Source organism: uncultured Shewanella sp., assembly GCF_947501225.1.
Classification (GTDB): domain Bacteria; phylum Pseudomonadota; class Gammaproteobacteria; order Enterobacterales; family Shewanellaceae; genus Shewanella.
The window spans coordinates 147092-165769 of record NZ_CANMUW010000002.1 but is presented as its reverse complement, the minus strand read 5'-3'; the positions used below and the strand labels follow the sequence as shown (position 1 = coordinate 165769).

General features: G+C 47.4%; 19 protein-coding genes. 13 read left to right on the top strand and 6 right to left on the bottom strand.

Going from position 1 to position 18678, the window contains the following annotated elements:
- Positions 1-70: 70 nt before the first annotated feature.
- From fabF to Q1B47_RS04290, 4 genes are all read left to right on the top strand, one after another.
- Positions 71-1309: a beta-ketoacyl-ACP synthase II gene (gene fabF, locus Q1B47_RS04305; protein ID WP_299789163.1), complete on the top strand. Its 1239-nt coding sequence runs from the start codon at positions 71-73 to the stop codon at positions 1307-1309.
- A 244-nt stretch (positions 1310-1553) separates the two neighbouring features.
- Positions 1554-1922 carry a hypothetical protein gene (locus Q1B47_RS04300; protein ID WP_299789161.1) on the top strand — a complete coding sequence of 123 codons (369 nt, stop codon included), beginning with the start codon at positions 1554-1556 and terminating at the stop codon, positions 1920-1922.
- 105 nt (positions 1923-2027) lie between these two features.
- The gene (locus Q1B47_RS04295; protein ID WP_299789159.1) at positions 2028-2504 is read left to right on the top strand and encodes an acyl-CoA thioesterase; all 477 of its coding nucleotides are present in this window, start codon (positions 2028-2030) and stop codon (positions 2502-2504) included.
- 120 nt (positions 2505-2624) lie between these two features.
- Complete coding sequence (locus Q1B47_RS04290; protein WP_299789157.1) at positions 2625-3500, top strand: NAD(P)-dependent oxidoreductase; 876 nt, start codon at positions 2625-2627, stop codon at positions 3498-3500.
- Positions 3501-3568: 68 nt separating this feature from the next.
- On the opposite strand, the gene cdd is transcribed toward Q1B47_RS04290, so the two are convergent.
- Both cdd and sbcB read right to left on the bottom strand, forming a co-directional pair.
- Positions 3569-4459, bottom strand: coding sequence for a cytidine deaminase (gene cdd / locus Q1B47_RS04285; RefSeq protein ID WP_299789155.1), 891 nt, complete (start codon positions 4457-4459; stop codon positions 3569-3571).
- 96 nt (positions 4460-4555) lie between these two features.
- Entirely contained in the window at positions 4556-5968 is a 1413-nt protein-coding gene (gene sbcB, locus Q1B47_RS04280) for an exodeoxyribonuclease I (protein WP_299789153.1), read from the bottom strand.
- A 317-nt stretch (positions 5969-6285) separates the two neighbouring features.
- Between sbcB and Q1B47_RS04275 the strand changes: the two genes are divergently transcribed.
- From Q1B47_RS04275 to Q1B47_RS04265, 3 genes are all read left to right on the top strand, one after another.
- Positions 6286-7107: a hypothetical protein gene (locus Q1B47_RS04275; RefSeq protein ID WP_299789150.1), complete on the top strand. Its 822-nt coding sequence runs from the start codon at positions 6286-6288 to the stop codon at positions 7105-7107.
- 23 nt (positions 7108-7130) lie between these two features.
- Positions 7131-7943 carry a 23S rRNA (guanine(745)-N(1))-methyltransferase gene (rlmA, locus tag Q1B47_RS04270; protein WP_299789147.1) on the top strand — a complete coding sequence of 271 codons (813 nt, stop codon included), beginning with the start codon at positions 7131-7133 and terminating at the stop codon, positions 7941-7943.
- 299 nt (positions 7944-8242) lie between these two features.
- Complete coding sequence (locus tag Q1B47_RS04265; RefSeq protein ID WP_012155714.1) at positions 8243-8449, top strand: cold-shock protein; 207 nt, start codon at positions 8243-8245, stop codon at positions 8447-8449.
- A 354-nt stretch (positions 8450-8803) separates the two neighbouring features.
- Here the strand turns inward: Q1B47_RS04265 and Q1B47_RS04260 are convergent, their stop codons facing one another.
- From Q1B47_RS04260 to Q1B47_RS04245, 4 genes are all read right to left on the bottom strand, one after another.
- Positions 8804-9703 (bottom strand): ABC transporter ATP-binding protein, encoded by a 900-nt coding sequence (locus Q1B47_RS04260; protein ID WP_299789143.1) that lies wholly within the window; start codon positions 9701-9703, stop codon positions 8804-8806.
- Positions 9700-10536 carry an ABC transporter permease subunit gene (locus Q1B47_RS04255; RefSeq protein ID WP_299789140.1) on the bottom strand — a complete coding sequence of 279 codons (837 nt, stop codon included), beginning with the start codon at positions 10534-10536 and terminating at the stop codon, positions 9700-9702. Before Q1B47_RS04255 ends, Q1B47_RS04260 begins: the two co-directional genes overlap by 4 nt.
- A gap of 141 nt (positions 10537-10677) precedes the next feature.
- Positions 10678-11343 carry a DUF480 domain-containing protein gene (locus tag Q1B47_RS04250; protein ID WP_299789137.1) on the bottom strand — a complete coding sequence of 222 codons (666 nt, stop codon included), beginning with the start codon at positions 11341-11343 and terminating at the stop codon, positions 10678-10680.
- A gap of 123 nt (positions 11344-11466) precedes the next feature.
- The gene (locus tag Q1B47_RS04245) at positions 11467-12300 is read right to left on the bottom strand and encodes a S1-like domain-containing RNA-binding protein (protein ID WP_299789134.1); all 834 of its coding nucleotides are present in this window, start codon (positions 12298-12300) and stop codon (positions 11467-11469) included.
- A gap of 435 nt (positions 12301-12735) precedes the next feature.
- On the opposite strand from Q1B47_RS04245, the gene speA reads away from it, so the two are divergent.
- From speA to Q1B47_RS04215, 6 genes are all read left to right on the top strand, one after another.
- Positions 12736-14649: a biosynthetic arginine decarboxylase gene (gene speA, locus Q1B47_RS04240; protein WP_299789131.1), complete on the top strand. Its 1914-nt coding sequence runs from the start codon at positions 12736-12738 to the stop codon at positions 14647-14649.
- Positions 14650-14704: 55 nt separating this feature from the next.
- On the top strand, positions 14705-15634 hold the full coding sequence (locus Q1B47_RS04235) for an adenosylmethionine decarboxylase (RefSeq protein ID WP_299789128.1): 930 nt from the start codon (positions 14705-14707) through the stop codon (positions 15632-15634).
- Positions 15635-15665: 31 nt separating this feature from the next.
- Positions 15666-16586, top strand: coding sequence for an agmatinase (speB, locus tag Q1B47_RS04230; RefSeq protein ID WP_299789125.1), 921 nt, complete (start codon positions 15666-15668; stop codon positions 16584-16586).
- 64 nt (positions 16587-16650) lie between these two features.
- On the top strand, positions 16651-17292 hold the full coding sequence (pdxH, locus tag Q1B47_RS04225) for a pyridoxamine 5'-phosphate oxidase (RefSeq protein ID WP_299789122.1): 642 nt from the start codon (positions 16651-16653) through the stop codon (positions 17290-17292).
- A gap of 173 nt (positions 17293-17465) precedes the next feature.
- A complete protein-coding gene (locus Q1B47_RS04220) occupies positions 17466-18041 on the top strand; it encodes a YceI family protein (protein WP_299789119.1) in 576 nt (191 codons plus the stop codon).
- 130 nt (positions 18042-18171) lie between these two features.
- Positions 18172-18528, top strand: coding sequence for a DUF3802 family protein (locus Q1B47_RS04215; RefSeq protein WP_299789115.1), 357 nt, complete (start codon positions 18172-18174; stop codon positions 18526-18528).
- Positions 18529-18678: the final 150 nt, after the last annotated feature.

Genomic DNA, 18678 nt, shown 5'->3' with positions numbered 1-18678 from the left:
TCTGGTTAGTAATTCTCCATACAGCATTAAATCGCTGTGATCGATTAACTCAATGTATATAGGTGAAAGTGTGTCTAAACGTCGTGTAGTCGTAACAGGTATTGGCTTAGTCACTCCTGTAGGGAACACCGTTGATTCCTCCTGGAAAGCGCTCGTTTCCGGTAAAAGTGGCATAGCGCCGATAACAAAATTCGATGCCAGCGAGTTTTCTACTCGTTTCAGCGGCTCGGTTAAAGATTTTGAAGTCGAGCAGTATATGTCTAAGAAAGACGCTCGCAAGATGGATCTGTTTATCCAGTATGGTATGGCTGCCGGTATTCAGGCTATCACAGACTCGGGTCTGGAGATGGATAAGTTAGATCCGGCTCGGGTAGGGACTGCGGTCGGTGCGGGTATGGGCGGGATGCCGCTCATCGAACAAGCTCACTCGGCACTGCTGAAGGGCGGTCCACGTAAAATATCGCCATTTTTCGTTCCCAGTACCATCATCAACATGATCTCTGGTCACCTTTCGATTAAATACGGTATGACAGGGCCTAACTTTGCAGTTACGACCGCCTGTACAACCGGTGTGCATAACATAGGTTTTGCGGCCCGTACTATCGCTTATGGTGATGCGGATGTGATGGTTGCCGGTGGCGCAGAAGATGTGACATGCCCATTGGCCGTCGGTGGATTCGGCTCGGCTAAGGCGTTATCGACACGTAATGACGATCCGCAAGCGGCGAGTCGCCCGTGGGATAGAGACCGTGATGGTTTCGTGATCGGTGATGGTGCCGGTGTCATGGTTATGGAAGAGTATGAGCATGCCAAGGCGCGTGGAGCCACCATCTATGGCGAGCTTGTTGGTTTCGGTATGAGCGGCGATGCATTCCATATGACATCACCGCCAGCAGATGGTGCAGGTGCTGCCGCCGCTATGGCTAATGCCATTAAAGATGCGAAGGTCGCGAACGAAAGCATAGGTTATATTAACGCCCACGGCACATCGACCCCTGCGGGTGATAAGGCCGAAGCGTCTGCCGTTAAGTCTGTATTTGGCGATCATGCCTATGATCTGCTGGTCAGTTCGACTAAGTCGATGACCGGACACCTGTTGGGGGCTGCAGGCTCCGTGGAAGCCATCATTACACTGCTTGCACTTAAAGATCAGGTGATCCCGCCAACATTGAATCTGGATAATCCGGATGAAGGTTGTGATTTAGATTTCGTTCCTCACACCGCAAGGGATCATAAGTTCGATTATGCCCTTTGTAACTCATTTGGCTTCGGCGGTACTAACGGTTCCCTGTTGTTTAAAAAAGGGTAACTCTCGAGTCAGAGATTAAAAAGCGCCGCCCGGCGCTTTTTTTATCTCTGTTAACGTAAGACCAACCTGAATTAACCCATAGTGATCTAGTTATTTACCATGTGTCTCACTCTTCTTAACTTGCTGATAAAGCAAAAGATTAACGCTTGCTAACGATTAGATTAACCTTAGTTCATCTCTATTGGATCTTTCCTGTTATAGGCAGATACTGGCGATCTGTAATTTCGGGTTTAAGGAACCTTACGTGTTAAATCTTATTGTACTTCCTCTAATGCCGCTTGTCGGCGCGTTAACGGCAAACCTGAATGAGCTTGTGAGAGGTGAAACCCTTGAGTCACATCCTAAGCTGACTATTGGCATGAAGACCTTCACAGCCGCAGCTGCAGGGTTTGCAATGGTATGGTTTGCCCTGCTTGTGACCGCGATTTATGCGGGGGGCGAAACCGATAGTGTTGCAGGTGTCGAAGTCTTGTTGCTTTTCTTAGCGGGGCTCTTTGTTTATTCGGCCATCAAAGGTTCCAGGTTGCTAAGTGACAAGGTCCAACTCTGGGTTTATCGTCTCGCGATACCTTTCATTTTCGTTTCCAGTTTTATCGTTATGAAATTAGGCTAACTGGTTAAACTATCACTAAATAATCCGTATTCTCTTCTATTGTGGTACGCCATTGACTCATTATGGCGTACACTTATTTTATCCTCTAATTGATTTGAGATTGAAATGGCCGGTAAAGATCGAGAGATAACCCTAAGGTTTCTGGCGGAACCTGCTGATGTAAACTTCGGTGGTAAGGTTCACGGTGGGGCGGTAATGAAGTGGATCGATTTAGCCGCTTACGCCTGTTCGGCTGGCTGGAGTGGTAAGTACTGTATTACGGCATATGCAGGCGGGATCAGATTTGTGAAACCGATCCATGTGGGTAATATTGTCGAAACAACGGCAAAAGTGATCTATACAGGACGTACCTCCATGCATCTTGGCATCGATGTTCGTGCCGGAGACCCAAAGAACCCGGAACGTCACCTCACTACCCATTGTGTGGTGATCATGGTTGCCGTAGACGATGCCGGGCATCCTACCCAAGTACCCGAGTGGGTGCCGCAAACCGATGAAGACATTAAGTTACGTGATTCCGCCATTCGCTTGATGGAGATGCGTAAGAAAATTGGTGCCGAGATGGAAGCACATGTAAGTTAAACTGAATCGCTATCGATACCTAAAAGGCACCCTCGGGTGTCTTTTTGCTATCCGGCTTTCATAAAAAATGTACAGGGTGCTAAACTAGCCGGGAATAACAAAAACGAATAAGGGATGGAGATGGCAAAAGTAGCATTTATCGGTTTGGGGGTTATGGGATACCCGATGGCGGGGCACCTGATGAACGCAGGGCACGATGTCACCGTTTACAATCGCACCCGGAGCAAGGCTGAAGCCTGGGTCAACGAATATGGCGGAAAGTATGAGCCTACGCCGGAACTTGCCGCACTGGGTCAGGAGTTCGTCTTTATCTGTGTCGGTAACGATGACGATCTGAAAGAGGTGACCTTAGGTGGCTCCGGGGTGCTTAAGGCGATGAACCCTAAAGCGATTCTTGTCGATCATACTACGGCATCGGCCGATGTTGCCAGGGAGATAGGCCAGAGAGCCTCTGAAGCGGGGATCGGGTTTCTCGATGCACCGGTTTCAGGCGGGCAAGCCGGCGCCGAGAACGGCGTTCTTACCGTGATGAGCGGCGGTGATGCCGAAGTCTTTGAGCAGGCTAAGCCCGTTATCGATGCGTATGCTCGCTGTATCGAACGCCTTGGGGATATCGGTGCCGGTCAGCTCACTAAGATGGTTAATCAGATTTGTATTGCTGGCGTGGTTCAGGGGCTTGCTGAGGGACTTCATTTTGCCCGCAGTGCAGGACTCGATGGTGAGAAGGTAGTTGAGGTGATCAGTAAGGGCGCCGCACAATCCTGGCAGATGGAGAATCGTTATCAGACCATGTGGCAGGGTGAGTATAATCTCGGTTTTGCCGTTGACTGGATGCGTAAAGATCTCAACATTGCACTGGATGAAGCCAGAAAGAACGGTTCACATCTTCCGCTGACTGCGTTAGTCGATCAGTTTTATTCGGAGGTACAGGCTATCGGAGGCAATCGTTGGGATACATCGAGTCTTCTGGCGAAACTCGAGCGCAACAGAAAATAATATCCATAGAAATTATTTAAGAAAAAAGGACTGCTTCGGCAGTCCTTTTTTTTGTGAGTTAAACCAGCTTACTCGGGATCGAGAACGATATGCTCAAGTTCAACCGCCGCAACGGCGTGCAGCGCATCCATGGTCGCGCCAACCAGAGAGATTTTTCCGCCGGCCGATTCGATCAATACCGCACGAGTTATCTCACTGAACTCTCGGTTATGTCTCGCCATGGTAGAAAGTGCCATCTGCATGGGGAGCATAGAGGGGTTAAACGCTGCATTTTCGGCATAACGGCCACAATAGGTTGCACCATCTTGCGTTTCCAGAACTACGGCGGCATAACTATTGGTGTAAGGAGCATAGCTTAAACTTGCGTGATCGAGCGCCTCGATGATCATCGGGTCTGAACTGTCCAGGGTTAGCTCATGTTGTTGCTTGGACAACAAGGGCTCGGTGATGTTCAGGTCGCCAGGTCCGAAGGCATAGGGCAGATAATGGGAGAGAGGTTGGGTCTGCTGCTCAGGGAGGTGGATCTTCACCTTTTGCCCCTCAACCAGTTCGTTCATAAACTGGCGGCAGTGGCCACATGGTGAGAAGTTAACGATGACATCTTCAATTTGACGCTCGCCGCTGAGCCACGCATGGCTGATAGCACTCTGCTCTGCATGCACAGAATGGAAAAGTGCTTCACCGGAGAGCTCCATATTGGCCCCCATATAGATGTCGCCGCTCTTTCCCTTGGCGATGGCACCAACATAAAATTCACTGATAGGTGGTTTAGCCAGTGCGGCCGCGACCGGAAGCAGAGCGAGCAGCAGCTCACTCTCTTCGAGCCCGCTCTTGGTGATGAGGGTGCTAAGTTGCTGAGCATCGATATGGCCGGCAAATTCGGCATTCAACATGGGTACCAATGCATCGGATAGTGGTTTGGGCAACTCTGAGATGCACTTTATAAATCTATCTTGCATGTTTGTGGTCCTATAATTGTTAAGATAATGAAGATCATTTTAGTAATCGTTTTACAATGATGATGAGATCTACCTCCCATTTATCTCAGTAAAATCCTACAAATTGCTAAGGTAATGACATAAAGCTGTAAGTAATTTTTGCTTATCTTCATTTTGCGCGGTTTCATTAACCAGGTTTTCCAACTTCAGCATGTAGTCAGGATCGTTGAGCCTGTTCTGACAGAACTCTCTCCATTTCAGTGACTCGGCTTCATCGAATGTCTCCGGATAGTTACGGCCACGGTATCTGAATAACATCTCCTTAAGCCTGGCATCGTCAAACTCAAGGTCGAGCGCCGCAAGGTTCTTTGGTGCCGTGTGACGAATGATCTCCATCTTCTCTTTGTCGGCGGAGCTGAAAAAACCACCGCTATATAGCTGTAGATCCGGATCCGTCGACGCGGATTCATACTCCACATCGAAGAGTGCCACTAACTTCTCTCTCAGCTCAGGGTGTTGCTTTAAGCGCTTAAATTGCTCTCTGGCAAAAGCCTTATCGATATTGAGTCGCTCGGCATTTTCATCACTGAGGGTCTTTGCCGAAGCGATGAAGGGGCATTTATTGATATGTATCTGCTTAACGCTGATGGGAAGTTCATCTTCTGCCAGATCCGCTCTGGGCGTATACATGCGCTCTCTGATCTGCTCGACGCTGAGCTCGATAAGCGGTGAGATATCCATGGCTAAGTTGACACAGATGATGGCATTTTTATTGGTCGAGTGATGCGCGACAGGCGCAATGATAGTGGTGCAACCGTGAAGCGAACTGATCTTCGAGCTGACATGGACGAGAGGTTGCATATTAAGCACATCGATGAGCTTAGAGGCCTCCTGTTTTCGCCTTAGGTTAAAGTAATAGTCGAACAGTTTAGGTTGCTTTTGCTTTATCAGTTTAGCCATATCTATGGTGGCATAAACATCTGACATTGCATCGTGTGCTTTTTCATGACTCAGGCCGTTGGCCTGGGTCAAATGCTCCAGCTTAAAACTGGGTGAGCCATCCTCTTTTACCGGCCATTCGATTCCGTCGGGTCTGAATGCATAACAGGCCCTGACCAGATCTATGATATCCCAACGTGAGTTGCCCTGTTGCCACTCTCTGGCGTAGGGATCATAAAAATTTCGGTAAAATCCGTAGCGGGAGACCTCATCATCGAAGCGAATGGAGTTATAGCCGGCAACACAGGTATTAGCCTGACTGAAAAGCTGATGTACCTTGGCCATAAATTCGGCCTCGGGAACCCCTTTCAGGTTTGCTAACTGCGGAGTGATACCTGTGATTAATATGGCCTCGGGGGAGGGAAGATAATCATTCGCTAGCTTGCAATAAAAGGTCACCGGATCGCCAATAATATTCAGATCCATATCGGTACGGATCCCTGCAAATTGTGAAGGACGGTCTTTAGCCGGATTGGCACCGAAAGTTTCATAATCGTGCCAGAAGATGCTTGGGGTATTGCTGGGAGACATAGGTAATATTTTTTGGAATATGGTTGCGGCTAATCATAGCACTGTGTATATCGTTTTGTCCTTAATGTAGCGGTTAAGGAGCTGTCTGTTATCACTCCGGCTGCCGATAGCTTAATTATTGCCCCGGGAAGAGCACAGCTGTTACTCTTTTCCCCCTGATTCAGGTGGTGGGCCTATGGAGTGTGGTCTCATAGTGAGAGGCATGTGTGATCACAAATCTCAGCAATTGGATAAATGGTTTAATCTTAACCAGTTAGAATGCTGGAACAAATAGAGTAAGCCATGTACAATCCCTCCCCCAATAGAGGTGTTGTACTATGTTTGAACCCCTGCTGACACAGCCTGAAATTTTAACGCTAGATCATCACTCCAGATTGATTGTTACCTTACACGAAAGCACGAGCGATTTTAGCTTGTTGCAAGCCATTAACGGTCACATCGGCGAGTTTATCATTGTCTCTGTCGCCAAAGATGCGCTGTCTGTTATGGTGCGGCTGCATCCTTTTCTCTCTGTCGTGGTAGAACCTTCCTCTGTGGAGCTTACATCGGTTTTCGATGGCGACACAGGTACCCTTGACAGAGGAGTAGGGCAAGGTTGGCGGCTCTTTAGTGCATTAGGTACCTCGCCGTCTATGTGTGCCCGCCAGCTTAGAGAGGGGCTGTTTATCGACGTCGCGTTCGACAACCGGGCGCAATTTTCTATCGCCGAGTCACGGATGTGGCAAATTGTCGCGTTAGAGCAAGATAACCGGTTGTTTCATGGCCCCCGGGAACTCCAGCAGGCTAAGGCTCTGGTAGCCAGGGCGGTACAACATGACTCGACGACCGAGCAGCTACTGCTGGAGATAAGTGAGCTAGAGGTTGTCAGAGGTGACCTTACTGCTTTTAGCCGCAGTGAGCTTGTGAGTCGTCACCCTGAGCTCAGTGGTGAGGTGACTAAACTGGATGCGCAGCTGTTAAGAAAGAAGCAGTGGCTCTCACGAAGCTATAATCAATCTGTTGAGCGGGTAAGTTGGCAGTACTCGGCTAACCAAGCTTCGAAGAGTGAAGCTCAGGCACGAAAGCTGGAGTTTTATAAACTGTTATCGACCCCGGCTGTCAATGAGATGGTTGAACAGTTGATTGTTGATGAAGAGTAATCAGATAAACCAACGGAAATATGATGAAATATCGTTGTCCCCTATGTAAACAAGCTTTGATGCTGAAAGAGAGAACCTGGTGTTGTCCGGACAACCACAGGTTCGATTGCGCCAAAGAGGGTTATGTAAATTTACTGCCTGTGCAGAAAAAACGCTCTAAAGATCCTGGCGATAACAAGGAGATGATGTTTGCCCGTAGAGAGTTTCTCAATAAGGGCCACTATCAACTGCTCAGCGACCGGGTCAATGAGTTAGCGCGGCAACATGCTCCTGCTGCGGCCACAGGGTTGGATATTGGTTGTGGTGAAGGGTATTACAGCCATCGACTTCATGACGTGATGTCTCAGGAGCACAAATTCTCGTTGCAGGGGCTGGATATCTCCAAGTCGGCGTTGAAGTATGCGTCGAAAAGATATTCAGAGATCAGTTTTTGTGTCGCGAGCGCCTTTGAGATGCCGTTTGCCGATGAGAGTTTCGATCTGATGATGCGTATCTATGCGCCCTCATTAGATGAAGAGCTAAGACGGGTGGCAAAGGCGGGTAGCATATTGATCACGGCCTCGGCTGGAAAGAACCACCATTTTGCACTTAAAAAGCTGATATATGACAAGCCGACACCCCATATAACCGAGAGTAGTCAGATCCAGGGATTTGAGTTGCTTCACAGGGAAAATTTGGAGTCAGAACTGCTGCTCAGCGATGAGATGGATATTACTCATTTTCTTAACATGACGCCATATAGCTGGAAATTGACCGACGAACAGAAAGCCAAACTGGTAAAAAATGGACTCAAATGTGAATTAGATTTCAAAATTGAGGTTTTTCAAGCCATTTAATTAAAAAAATTGGTATGTGTGACCAATAAGTGAACAAGCGCCTGTTTTTAGTGTTTTTACACCATTTTTACATCTGCTGATTAAAACCAAGCGACAGATAACAAAGCGAAAAGATGATTTTTCTGTCGATTTGATTGTTGACATGAGCAGAGAATGATTTATAGTAGTTGCAGCTCGAAGGTTGCATTTATTTTATGTTCCAATACGAATTGTTCGTCCTGCTAACATAAGTAATACCGGCATTTTCAAGCTCTACTGCCGTTTAGGCTATATTTTATTTAAGTTACAGGATTTATATCATGTCTCAAGTTACTGGCGTTGTTAAGTGGTTCAACTCTGACAAAGGTTTTGGATTTATCGAGCAAGAGTCTGGTCCAGACGTTTTTGTTCACTTCCGTGCAATCAACTCTGACGGTTTCAAAACTCTTGACGAAGGTCAGAAAGTTCAATTCACTGTGACTCAAGGTCAGAAAGGTCCACAAGCTGAGAACGTAACTGTCGTTTAAGCTTATGCCTTTGATTAGCGTCTAGCTAGTCCAAAAGAATTCTTAAGAGCTGCGATTTATCGCAGCTCTTTTTTGTATCTGTAGAAAAATTTTCAGCTCAGGCGGCAATGACAAGTGTCCTGCTGTATTACTGCTCTTAGGGTTCGCTGTCGCCGGGCTTATCGTTCTCGGCTCTGTAATGCGCTCGGTTAACCAAGGTGAGAACCTTGCTTATCAGATACCCCCGTAATTTTATCTGTTTCGGCTGTACTTTATGGGGCCATGATAAGTGAGGACTGAAGAGGGGCTGGTATAGCCGAGTCGCCAGGCGGCACAGAGTGTGCTGCCTGGGGTGGTTTCGATTGGGCGAAAGCCTTATGAAAAAAGTGTGTCTTCCAGAGTTCGGCCTTTCAGCAGCGCCCTATATTTCCAGCCGTTTTGTGATAGAAGGGTGAAGAGCTGTACCTCTAAATCACGGATGGCCTCGGCGCTGTAGTGGATTGAAAACTCATTCTCCTGCTTCCTGGTAACACTCTTGATCCCCTTAAGGGCTTCGACGGCCGCAATAAACTGCTCCTGTTCACACTCCAGCATAGAGATAGTCAGGTATTCGTCGGTCATGTTTTCCTGTATTGAGACTGACTGGCCTAACTTCCCCATATCCAGGTAGAGTACCTGATCGCACAACTTTTCAAGTTCATCAAGATTGTGAGAACTGATAACGAAAGTGATATTGCCACTGAGGGATCTTACCAGCTCTCTTATCACTTTCGCATTAGCCGGGTCCAGACCCGCCGTCGGCTCATCTAACAAGACCAGCTTAGGGGAGCCTATCAGCGCCTGAGCGATAGATGCACGTTTACTCATGCCGTGACTCAGGGAGTGAGGCTTTTGGTGCGCTACATCGGCAAGATCGACCAGAGACAGTACTCTAAGGCTTTCAGCCTTAGCCTGCTTGGTTGACAGCCCCTGTAGTGTACCAAACAGGGTGAATTGAGTGAGCAGGCTCAGATTCGGATCCAGTGTGGCATCCTGAGGCAGAGATGCCACCTGACCAAGCAGCTTTGTGCTGCCGGGTTTTTCCCCCATAATCGTCACCGAGCCGGCGCTTGGGAGCAGGTAGCCACACAGTAGGCTGAACAGTGTGGTTTTACCGGCACCGTTGGGTCCTACCAATGCGACCGGTGCTCCGGCTTTGAGCTCAATAGAGACGCTGTCCAGGGCCAGTTTGCTGCCATAGGACTTACTTAACGAGTCACATTTTATCAGGCTCATAGTGAACTCCTCTTCATGTAAGTTCTACCGATGAACAGGAGAACCAGCGCCTGAATAACCGGAATTGGTGCGTAGATAAAACTGCCCATCCCCTGTGTATTGATCATTAAACTAAGCTGCGCACCCGGCAAGGTCCAGTGGAGCAATCCGGCCAGTGAAGGGATATAGTTGTTGATGATTGCCAGCACGATTGCGCTGATCGCCCAAAGCAGGATGGCATAGATAGTCGCCTGTCTGGCCGAGTTTGCATAGAGGGAGAGAATAGCCATCAATGCAGTAAACGGGGTCAGAATGATGAACATGTTGATAAAGACGAGAAGTCCAGAACTGAGTGCCGGCAGAAGCAGCGCCGTGTCACGGGACATGGCGAGGATCACCGTAGCCAGGATGGTAAACAGCAGCAGCAGAGACTGGATCAGCATATGGCCGATATACCGACCGAGAAATAAGCTGTCCCTCCCGGTTCTGAGGGTCAGAAAACGGAAGGTGCCTCTGTGCCTGTCGGAAGCAAATTGATCCGCAGAGACAAATATACTGAACAGAGGGAAGATATAGAGCGCCGATATCCAAAGAATTGCCATTTCGGCGACCTGCCACTGAAATAACTCACTTATGGACTCTTCACCGAAAATGCCCGCAATAAGTTGCCTGAACTCGGGACTGAGCAGGAAGTTAGAGGCACTGCGGATAGGATATAGCAGCAGTAGTAACCATACGAGGGAGAAGGCAACCAGAGCGATAACTCCTCTGGGGTTAAACAGGAGTTTTCTCAGTTCAAATTTGGCCAGTATGAGCGTATTACGCACCAGGCCGGATTCAGTGTTAGGTTCCAATGTGATCCCTTTTGATTTGCTATTCCGATGAGTCAGGTAGGTACAATAACACCCTAGAGTACCTCTGTGTTTAACTCAATGGTACTCTAAGTGGCATGATTCGTAACTGATTGTTTCGATATGAATCGTGTGTTGTCGGTATCAGTTAAGTAGTTCGTGCAGTGCTTCTTTGAGCATAGTGACCTCTTTCTCCAGCAGCGTTACTCTGGCCGATAGCTTTTCCACTTCGTCACTACTTTCATGTCGCTGAGTGTTATCGCTATGCTCAGGCGAATGTTGCGCCATGGGGGCCGGGGCTCCCTTGCTCTGCTCTGAAAGCAACTCTTCGTAGCGAGAGTCTCTTTTTCCAGGCTCTCTTGCGAGCTGGTGGACGATTGCGGGGTCGGCTTGCGTCAAGGTGAGCAAGGTACTCTCCACTGAGGCTACATCTTCGAAGTTATGTAATCTGTTACTCCTGGTTCTCAGCTCTCCCGGTGTTTGTGGCCCACGGAGTAGCAAGAGGCATACCAGCGCATATTGGGCCGAGCTGAGTTGCAGATCGCTGAATTCGGTGTTGCAGAACCTGTGCTTATATTTGACGACTCTGGAACCAAAACCACTTTGATCCGTAACCAGGCGTCTCTTCATCAGGGAGTCGATAGCCATCTGGGTTTCGGTCTCAGTCATGGAGAGAACCGGATCACGGCTGGACTTTTGATTACAGGCGAGTGTCAGGGCGTTCAATGAGAGAGGATACTGTTCCGGAGTGGTGACCTCTTTCTCTAAAAGGCAGCCGATAACTCTTGCTTCATGGAGCGATAGTTTCATGTTGTGATACTCATAAAAAAAGCATGACTTTGTTATAACAGAGTCATGCTTTTAAGCAAAGAGCCTTGCAGTAAGTTAGCTCATTAGTGTTCGATAACTAGTCAAATTCTATGAAATGATGAGTTATTTCACTAAACGTATTCCGTCAGGAGAGATAGTTATCTGCTCTTTTTTATATAAACCGCCGATACTCTTCTTAAAGGCCTTTTTACTCATCGACAGGGTTGCATAGATGGTGTCCGCATCAGTTTTATCATTTAACGGCAGAAAGCCGCCCGCCTGTTTAAGCTTGATCATAATGGTGTTGGCGTGTTTATCGAGCTCCTGTTTGACCCCTTTCTGAAGTAGAAGGTCGATCTTATCATCACCGCGAACCTGTTTAATGTAGCCTTTGAGTTTTTGCCCGAAACTGAGTCGGCGGTAAACTTCGTTTTTGAAGATCACGCCCCAGTGGCTGTGGTTGATAATGGCCTTATAGCCAAGATCTGTCGTGCCACCGATAATGAGGTTAACCTCTTCACCTTTGTGGTACGGAGGCGGCGTCTTATCGAGGAACTTATCAATCTTCGATGATGCAACGATACGTTCATCGACGTGGCTGGTATAGATATAAACCAGATAAGATTTACCCTCCTGGATCTCTCTGTGTTGCTCACCGAAGGGGAGCAGAAGATCTTTTTCCAGCCCCCAATCAAGAAAAGCACCATAGGGGCCTGTCGAGACGGCTTTGAGGTAGGCGAATTGACCGACTTCTGCCAGTGGTTTACGTGTCGTTGCAATGACCATATCGTCAGAGTCCAGATAGAGAAAAACCTCGACTTTATCGCCTACATTGCACTCTTTAGGCATGACTTTCGTCGGCAGTAGCACCTGCCCGAGTTCATGAGCATTTAAATAAACACCAAAATCAACCTGCTTGACGACTTCGAGTGTACTGGTTTTGCCTATCTGTATCATGGAGTTCTCAATTGCTTACGATATATCTATGGCTGCTGATTATAGTGGAAAGTGAGCCATTAATCTGTAAGTGATTTGGATCAGAGGGGACTAATTGGGTGAAATTTACCCGTGCAAAGTGCTTTGGCGGACATTCGTGGTGATCCGGCTTGATATCGGTTACAAACAATGGCAAAAATTATGTGATGTAATTACTTGCAAAATAGTTGTTTGAGGTGTCTAATCGCGCTCCTTTGATTTGGTTATCTCCATTTAAGACTATAATGGCAGACTGATTTAAACTGATATAATTATGTTTCATTACATGTTAACTGGTTTAAGATAAGTTTACGACTTCGCCAGCAGACGAATGGATCTCCTAATTTTGTATGAAAAACAGTATCGATAATCGAATACGATACTCACTTATCTGGCTTATATACAGGTTTAAAGAATATGAGTGATTGGTCTATTAATGATGCCCGCACCGGGTACAACGTTAATTATTGGAGTCAGGGGCTCTATGGGATTAGTGACAGCGGAGAGGTTACCGTTTCTCCCGATCCTTCACACCCTGAATACAGTATAGGGCTCAATGAGCTTGCCAAGGATATGGTCAAGTCAGGCGTTGCCTTGCCGGTGCTGCTAAGGTTTCCCCAGATCTTACATCACAGAGTCAACAGTGTCTGTCAGGCGTTTAACCAGGCGATTCAAAAGTATCAGTATCAGGCCGATTATCTCCTTGTATATCCAATCAAGGTCAATCAACAGCAGACGGTGGTTGAGGAGATCCTTGCCAGTCAGGTTTCCAAAGAGGTGCCGCAACTGGGGCTCGAAGCGGGTAGCAAGCCGGAGTTGATGGCTGTGCTTGCTATGGCTCAAAAAGCCAGCTCGGTGATCATCTGTAATGGTTATAAGGATGTCGAATATATTCGTCTGGCCCTGATCGGTGAAAAGTTAGGCCATAAAGTTTATATCGTGCTGGAAAAACTGTCCGAGCTTAAGATTATCCTCGAAGAGGCCAAAAAGATAGGGGTTACGCCCAGGCTGGGTTGTCGGGTACGCCTGGCATTTCAGGGTAAGGGTAAGTGGCAGGCCAGTGGTGGAGAGAAATCCAAATTTGGTCTGTCTGCATCACAGGTGCTCACCGTTATCGATTCGTTGAAGCAGGAGCAGATGCTGGATTCGTTGCAGCTATTGCATTTTCACCTGGGTTCTCAGATTGCCAATATCAGGGATATTCGACAAGGGGTGAGTGAAGCCGGGCGTTTCTATTGTGAGCTGCAAAAACTCGGTGCTAATGTTAAGTGTTTCGACGTCGGTGGTGGTCTGGCTGTCGATTATGATGGTACCCGGAGCCAAAGCTCCAACTCGATGAACTATGGATTGACCGAGTATGCCAACAATATCGTCAGTGTGCTTACCGACCTGTGTAATGAATATCAGGAGCCGATGCCGAGAATTATCTCTGAGTCGGGGCGCTTCCTGACGGCACACCATGCGGTACTTATCACCGATGTTATCGGTACCGAGGCCTATAAGCCGGAAGTGATTCAGCCGCCTGAAAACGGTGCTCCGCAGCTGCTTCACAATATGTGGAAGTCCTGGAGTGAGGTCAGCGGCCGCGCGGATCAGCGCGCCTTGATCGAGATCTATCACGATTGTCAGAGCGATCTGAGTGAGGTGCACTCTCTGTTTGCCTTAGGCCAACTTAGCCTGTCCGACAGAGCATGGGCAGAGCAGGTGAACCTCAGGGTCTGTCATGAGCTTCGTGACGTGATGAGCCCTAAGTATCGTTTCCACAGGCCTATTATCGATGAGTTAAACGAAAAGTTAGCCGATAAGTTTTTTGTTAATTTCTCGCTGTTCCAGTCACTGCCGGATGCGTGGGGGATAGATCAGGTGTTCCCTGTTATGCCGCTGTCAGGATTGGATAAGGCACCGGAACGTCGTGCTGTTATGCTCGATATTACCTGTGACTCGGATGGCACCATAGATCAGTATGTTGATGGCCAGGGAATTGAAACCACGATACCTGTACCTGCGTGGAGTGCGGAGAGTCCCTATCTGATAGGTTTCTTCCTCGTTGGTGCCTATCAGGAGATCCTGGGAGATATGCATAACCTGTTCGGGGACACTAACTCGGCGGTAGTGCGCCTCGATGAAAATGGCAGAACTAACATTGAGTCTGTGTTGGCGGGTGATACGGTGGCGGATGTACTCAGGTATGTCAATCTCGATGCCGTGTCCTTTATGCGGACCTATGAAGAGCTGGTGAATAAGCATATTCAAGAGAGCGAGAGAGCCAATATTCTCGAAGAGTTACAACTTGGTCTGAAGGGTTATACCTATCTGGAAGATTTCTCATAGGATAATGATAATAGAGCAGGCTTGTGATGAGCCTGCAACCGGGTAACTCAATAGTATGTTTTTTGAAGGTTCAGAAAAGAAAATTGAAGTGGTCGTATCCTCTGCGAACCCCTCGCTACGTCGGTTAGGCGACGCATTCTGGGCGCAGGTGGTCGCAAGCGCCAATGCCGAAATACTTTCTAAGCTGAGCAATACTTCCTGTGATGCCTATATCCTGAGCGAGTCCAGCCTGTTCGTCTGGGACCATAAATTTCTGATGTTAACCTGTGGCACCACAACGCTTGCCGATGCGGTACTTCTGTTTGTCGATAAGCTGGGAGAGGAGTCGATAGTCTCTGCCAGCTACCAGCGAAAGAGTGAATCTCTCTCTCATCTGCAAGCGAGCAGTTTCGAGTGTGATCTGTCGAGACTGAGAGAAAAAATTGCCGGGCAAGCCTATAGGGTGGGTCACTTAGATACACACCATCATTACATCTTTTGTGCGGACAGGGGGGAACAAGTCTGCCCGCCACAGAGCAGTTGCGAACTGTTGATGTACCATATTAAAGGTGATGTAGCAGAGTATCTGAGAAGCGATAATCAGACCAGCAACGGCATAAGAGATATGCTCAGACTGGATACTCTGTTTCCCGATTTTACATTTGATGATCACCTCTTCGAACCATTCGGCTACTCCATCAATGGTCTGTGCAAGGATAGATATATGACGATACATATCACGCCTCAGGAGAAGGGCTCCTATGTGAGTGTCGAAACTAACTTGCACTTTAAATCCGGGTCGTTCAATATATTCTCCGAAATGTTAAATATGTTGAACCCAAGAAGCTGGGATGTGATTGGTTTCAATACCAAGCTTACCACCGATGGTTTTCCCGCTTGCATAGCGGTAGCAAGCTGCTCCCTGACGCTGGCTCCCGGTGAGACGGTTCACTTCAATCAATTTCATCAGCAGAGTAATGAAGTGCTGATCCCTGAATCCTTGTAACTATGATTCCTATTAATATTATGGAGCTTTTATGACCACAATTGCAGATAAACCCGATTACTCTCTCTATTCCAATGCATTTGGTTATCTAAGACAGCCTTTAGATTTTAACCCGGTTCAGAGTGATGCCGATGTTGTTATTCTGGGTCTGCCCTTCGATATGGCAACGACGGGGCGATCTGGTGGGCGGATGGGACCTGGCGCCATTCGTCAGGCGTCGGTTAATCTTGCATGGGAAGAAACGCGCTGGCCATGGGATTTTAAGCTGAGTGAACGTCTTAAGGTTGTCGATGCCGGGGATCTGGTTTATGACTGTGGTGATGCGGCCGACTTTACCCAGCGTGTCGAAGACTTCGCAACGGCTATCCTTGATTCGGGCAAAGCCCTGTTAAGTTTTGGTGGTGATCACTTTGTCACCTTACCCCTGCTCAGGGCGCACCATAAGAAACATGGCAAGATGGCCCTGCTTCATTTCGATGCGCATACCGATACCTATAGCCAGGGAAGCAAGTACGATCATGGCACCATGTTCTACCATGCGCCAAATGAAGGGCTGATCGCACCGGAAAATTCACTACAAATCGGTATTCGAACCGAATACAATCATGATGACCATAAGTTTAAGGTTATCGATGCCGGTGCTGCCAACGATATGAGCGCAGATGAGATCGTGACTCAGATCAAGCAAAGGGTAGGTGATATGCCACTCTACGTGACCTTTGACATCGACTGCCTGGATCCCGCCTATGCGCCGGGAACCGGAACCCCGGTCTGTGGCGGACTCACCAGTGATAAGGCGATGAAGATCATCCGTGGGCTCAGTGGTATGAATGTTATCGGTATGGATGTGGTTGAAGTTGCACCAGCCTATGATAGCGCAGAGATCACGGCGCTCGCCGGTGCAACCTTGGGTCTTGAACTACTGCATGTATGGTGTGACGCGAATAAATAAATATCACTAAAGGTGAGCAGTCATCACTCATCTTTTATCTAATCAAGAGTAGGAACAAACAGAAATGTCAAAGCTGAGTGATATCAGACGCGAGTATACGTTGGGAGGGCTTCATAAAGAGGACCTTCCCGTCGATCCTCTGGAGCTTTTTTCTAAATGGATGGAAGAAGCTCGCGACTCAGAGCTGCTCAGCGATCCGACGGCCATGTCGGTAGCAACGGTAGATGAAGATGGTCAACCCTTTCAGAGAATCGTCTTATTGAAACGTTTCGGCAAGGATGGCTTTGTCTTTTTCACCAACCTTGAGAGCAGAAAGTCTCAGCATATTGAGGTCAATTCCAAAGTAAGTTTGCTGTTTCCATGGCACTCGCTTGAGCGTCAGGTTGCTATCACGGGGGAAGCCGAGCCGCTATCGACAGCTGAGGTGATGAAGTACTTTATTACCAGACCCAAAGAGAGTCAGATTGCAGCCTGGGTGTCTAAACAGTCCAGTAAAATTTCTGCAAGGCAGGCACTTGAAACTAAGTTTGCTGAGATGAAAGCAAAGTTCAGTCAGGGAGAGGTACCGCTGCCTAAGTTTTGGGGTGGCTATCTTGTAAAACCATCGAGCATCGAGTTCTGGCAGGGGGGGGAACATCGTCTGCATGACCGTTTCCTCTACTCTAAGGATAACTCACAGTGGGATGTCACAAGACTGGCTCCATAGAGGCTTAGCATTTGTCTCATTATGAGGGATAGTCAATCTATCCCTCAACCTTTCCTCACCTCTCTTCGATGGCATACATTTACAAATTCTCATTTTCATTCTTATACTTGTAACTGTGCAAATTTTGTCCGCGTGACTTCATAATCAATTACAGGCACCAAAGAGGGGAGAATATGAAAACATCGATTATAGGGATATTACTTTTAACATTTGGGTGTATGGCTTCGGCTGCACCCTGGTCTATCGACGACGATGCTTCAACCATCAGCTTTATTACGACAAAGAAAGTGGATGTTGCTGAGATAAATCACTTTAAAAGATTTTCCGGTCAATTGACTGAGCATGGGGCATTTACACTCAATATTGAACTTGCCAGCGTTTGGACCAACGTTGAGATCCGTGATAGCCGGTTGAAGGATATCTTGTTTGAAGTTGGGGCTTTTCCGGTCCTGGAGCTCGTTGCGGTGGTAGACATGGATAAGTTGTCAAATATTGAAGTCGGTGAGACTGAAGTGATGGAGATCGCAGCCGATATAAAGTTGCATGGTACAATGCAACGAAAGGCACTCTTGGTCACAGTTGCTAAACTTAGTGATAATCGGCTGTTGGTTGCGAGTACACAACCCATTATTGTGAATGCAGCACAATACGGATTTACGAGCGGTATCGAGAAATTAAGAGAGATCGCAGGACTCTCATCGATAAGTCAATCTGTACCTGTCTCATTTATTTTGAATTTAAGTCGTTAAGCCCAAAGTACAAAGTAAAATCGAGACTCGAGCTGAAAACTGTTCCATAATGCGAAAAAAATGTCTATTAAACTGGATAATGAGCATGGTATCTACCATGCTCTAACTGAGTACATGAATAGGGTCGAAGATGGTTACAGATAAAGATGGATATATGCATCTAATTCAATTCCTCACTGAGCACTTAGGGCTATTTGAGGGAAAAGAAGGTGCAGGCGTGTCTGATGATACTGTAATGGAGCTATTTGAAGAGCAGCTTTCAGCACAGATCATTATGGTGTGTGGACAAAACCCATCTCTGACCTTTGCTCAACGTAATCAGGTTATCCGGGAGATCGATGCTATCGTCTATGATCTCGAAGAGATTCTGGCGAGTGTCGCAAATCGAAAAGCAACGCCAAAACAATCGATATTTATCACTGAATTTTCTGGTTTGATAAAAAACCTCTTCGATCAGGAGATTTCGAAAATTCTTATCGCTGAGTAACCTTCTGTTTACTTTATAATTGCTTACATAATTTTACATGTGATAACTTGTGTCATATGCAGAAGGCACCTAATGTTGGATTATCCCAATTTCACTTAGCCGATGATCAGTTCTGATTCATTTTTGAAAGATCGCACCTTAAGTCGGATG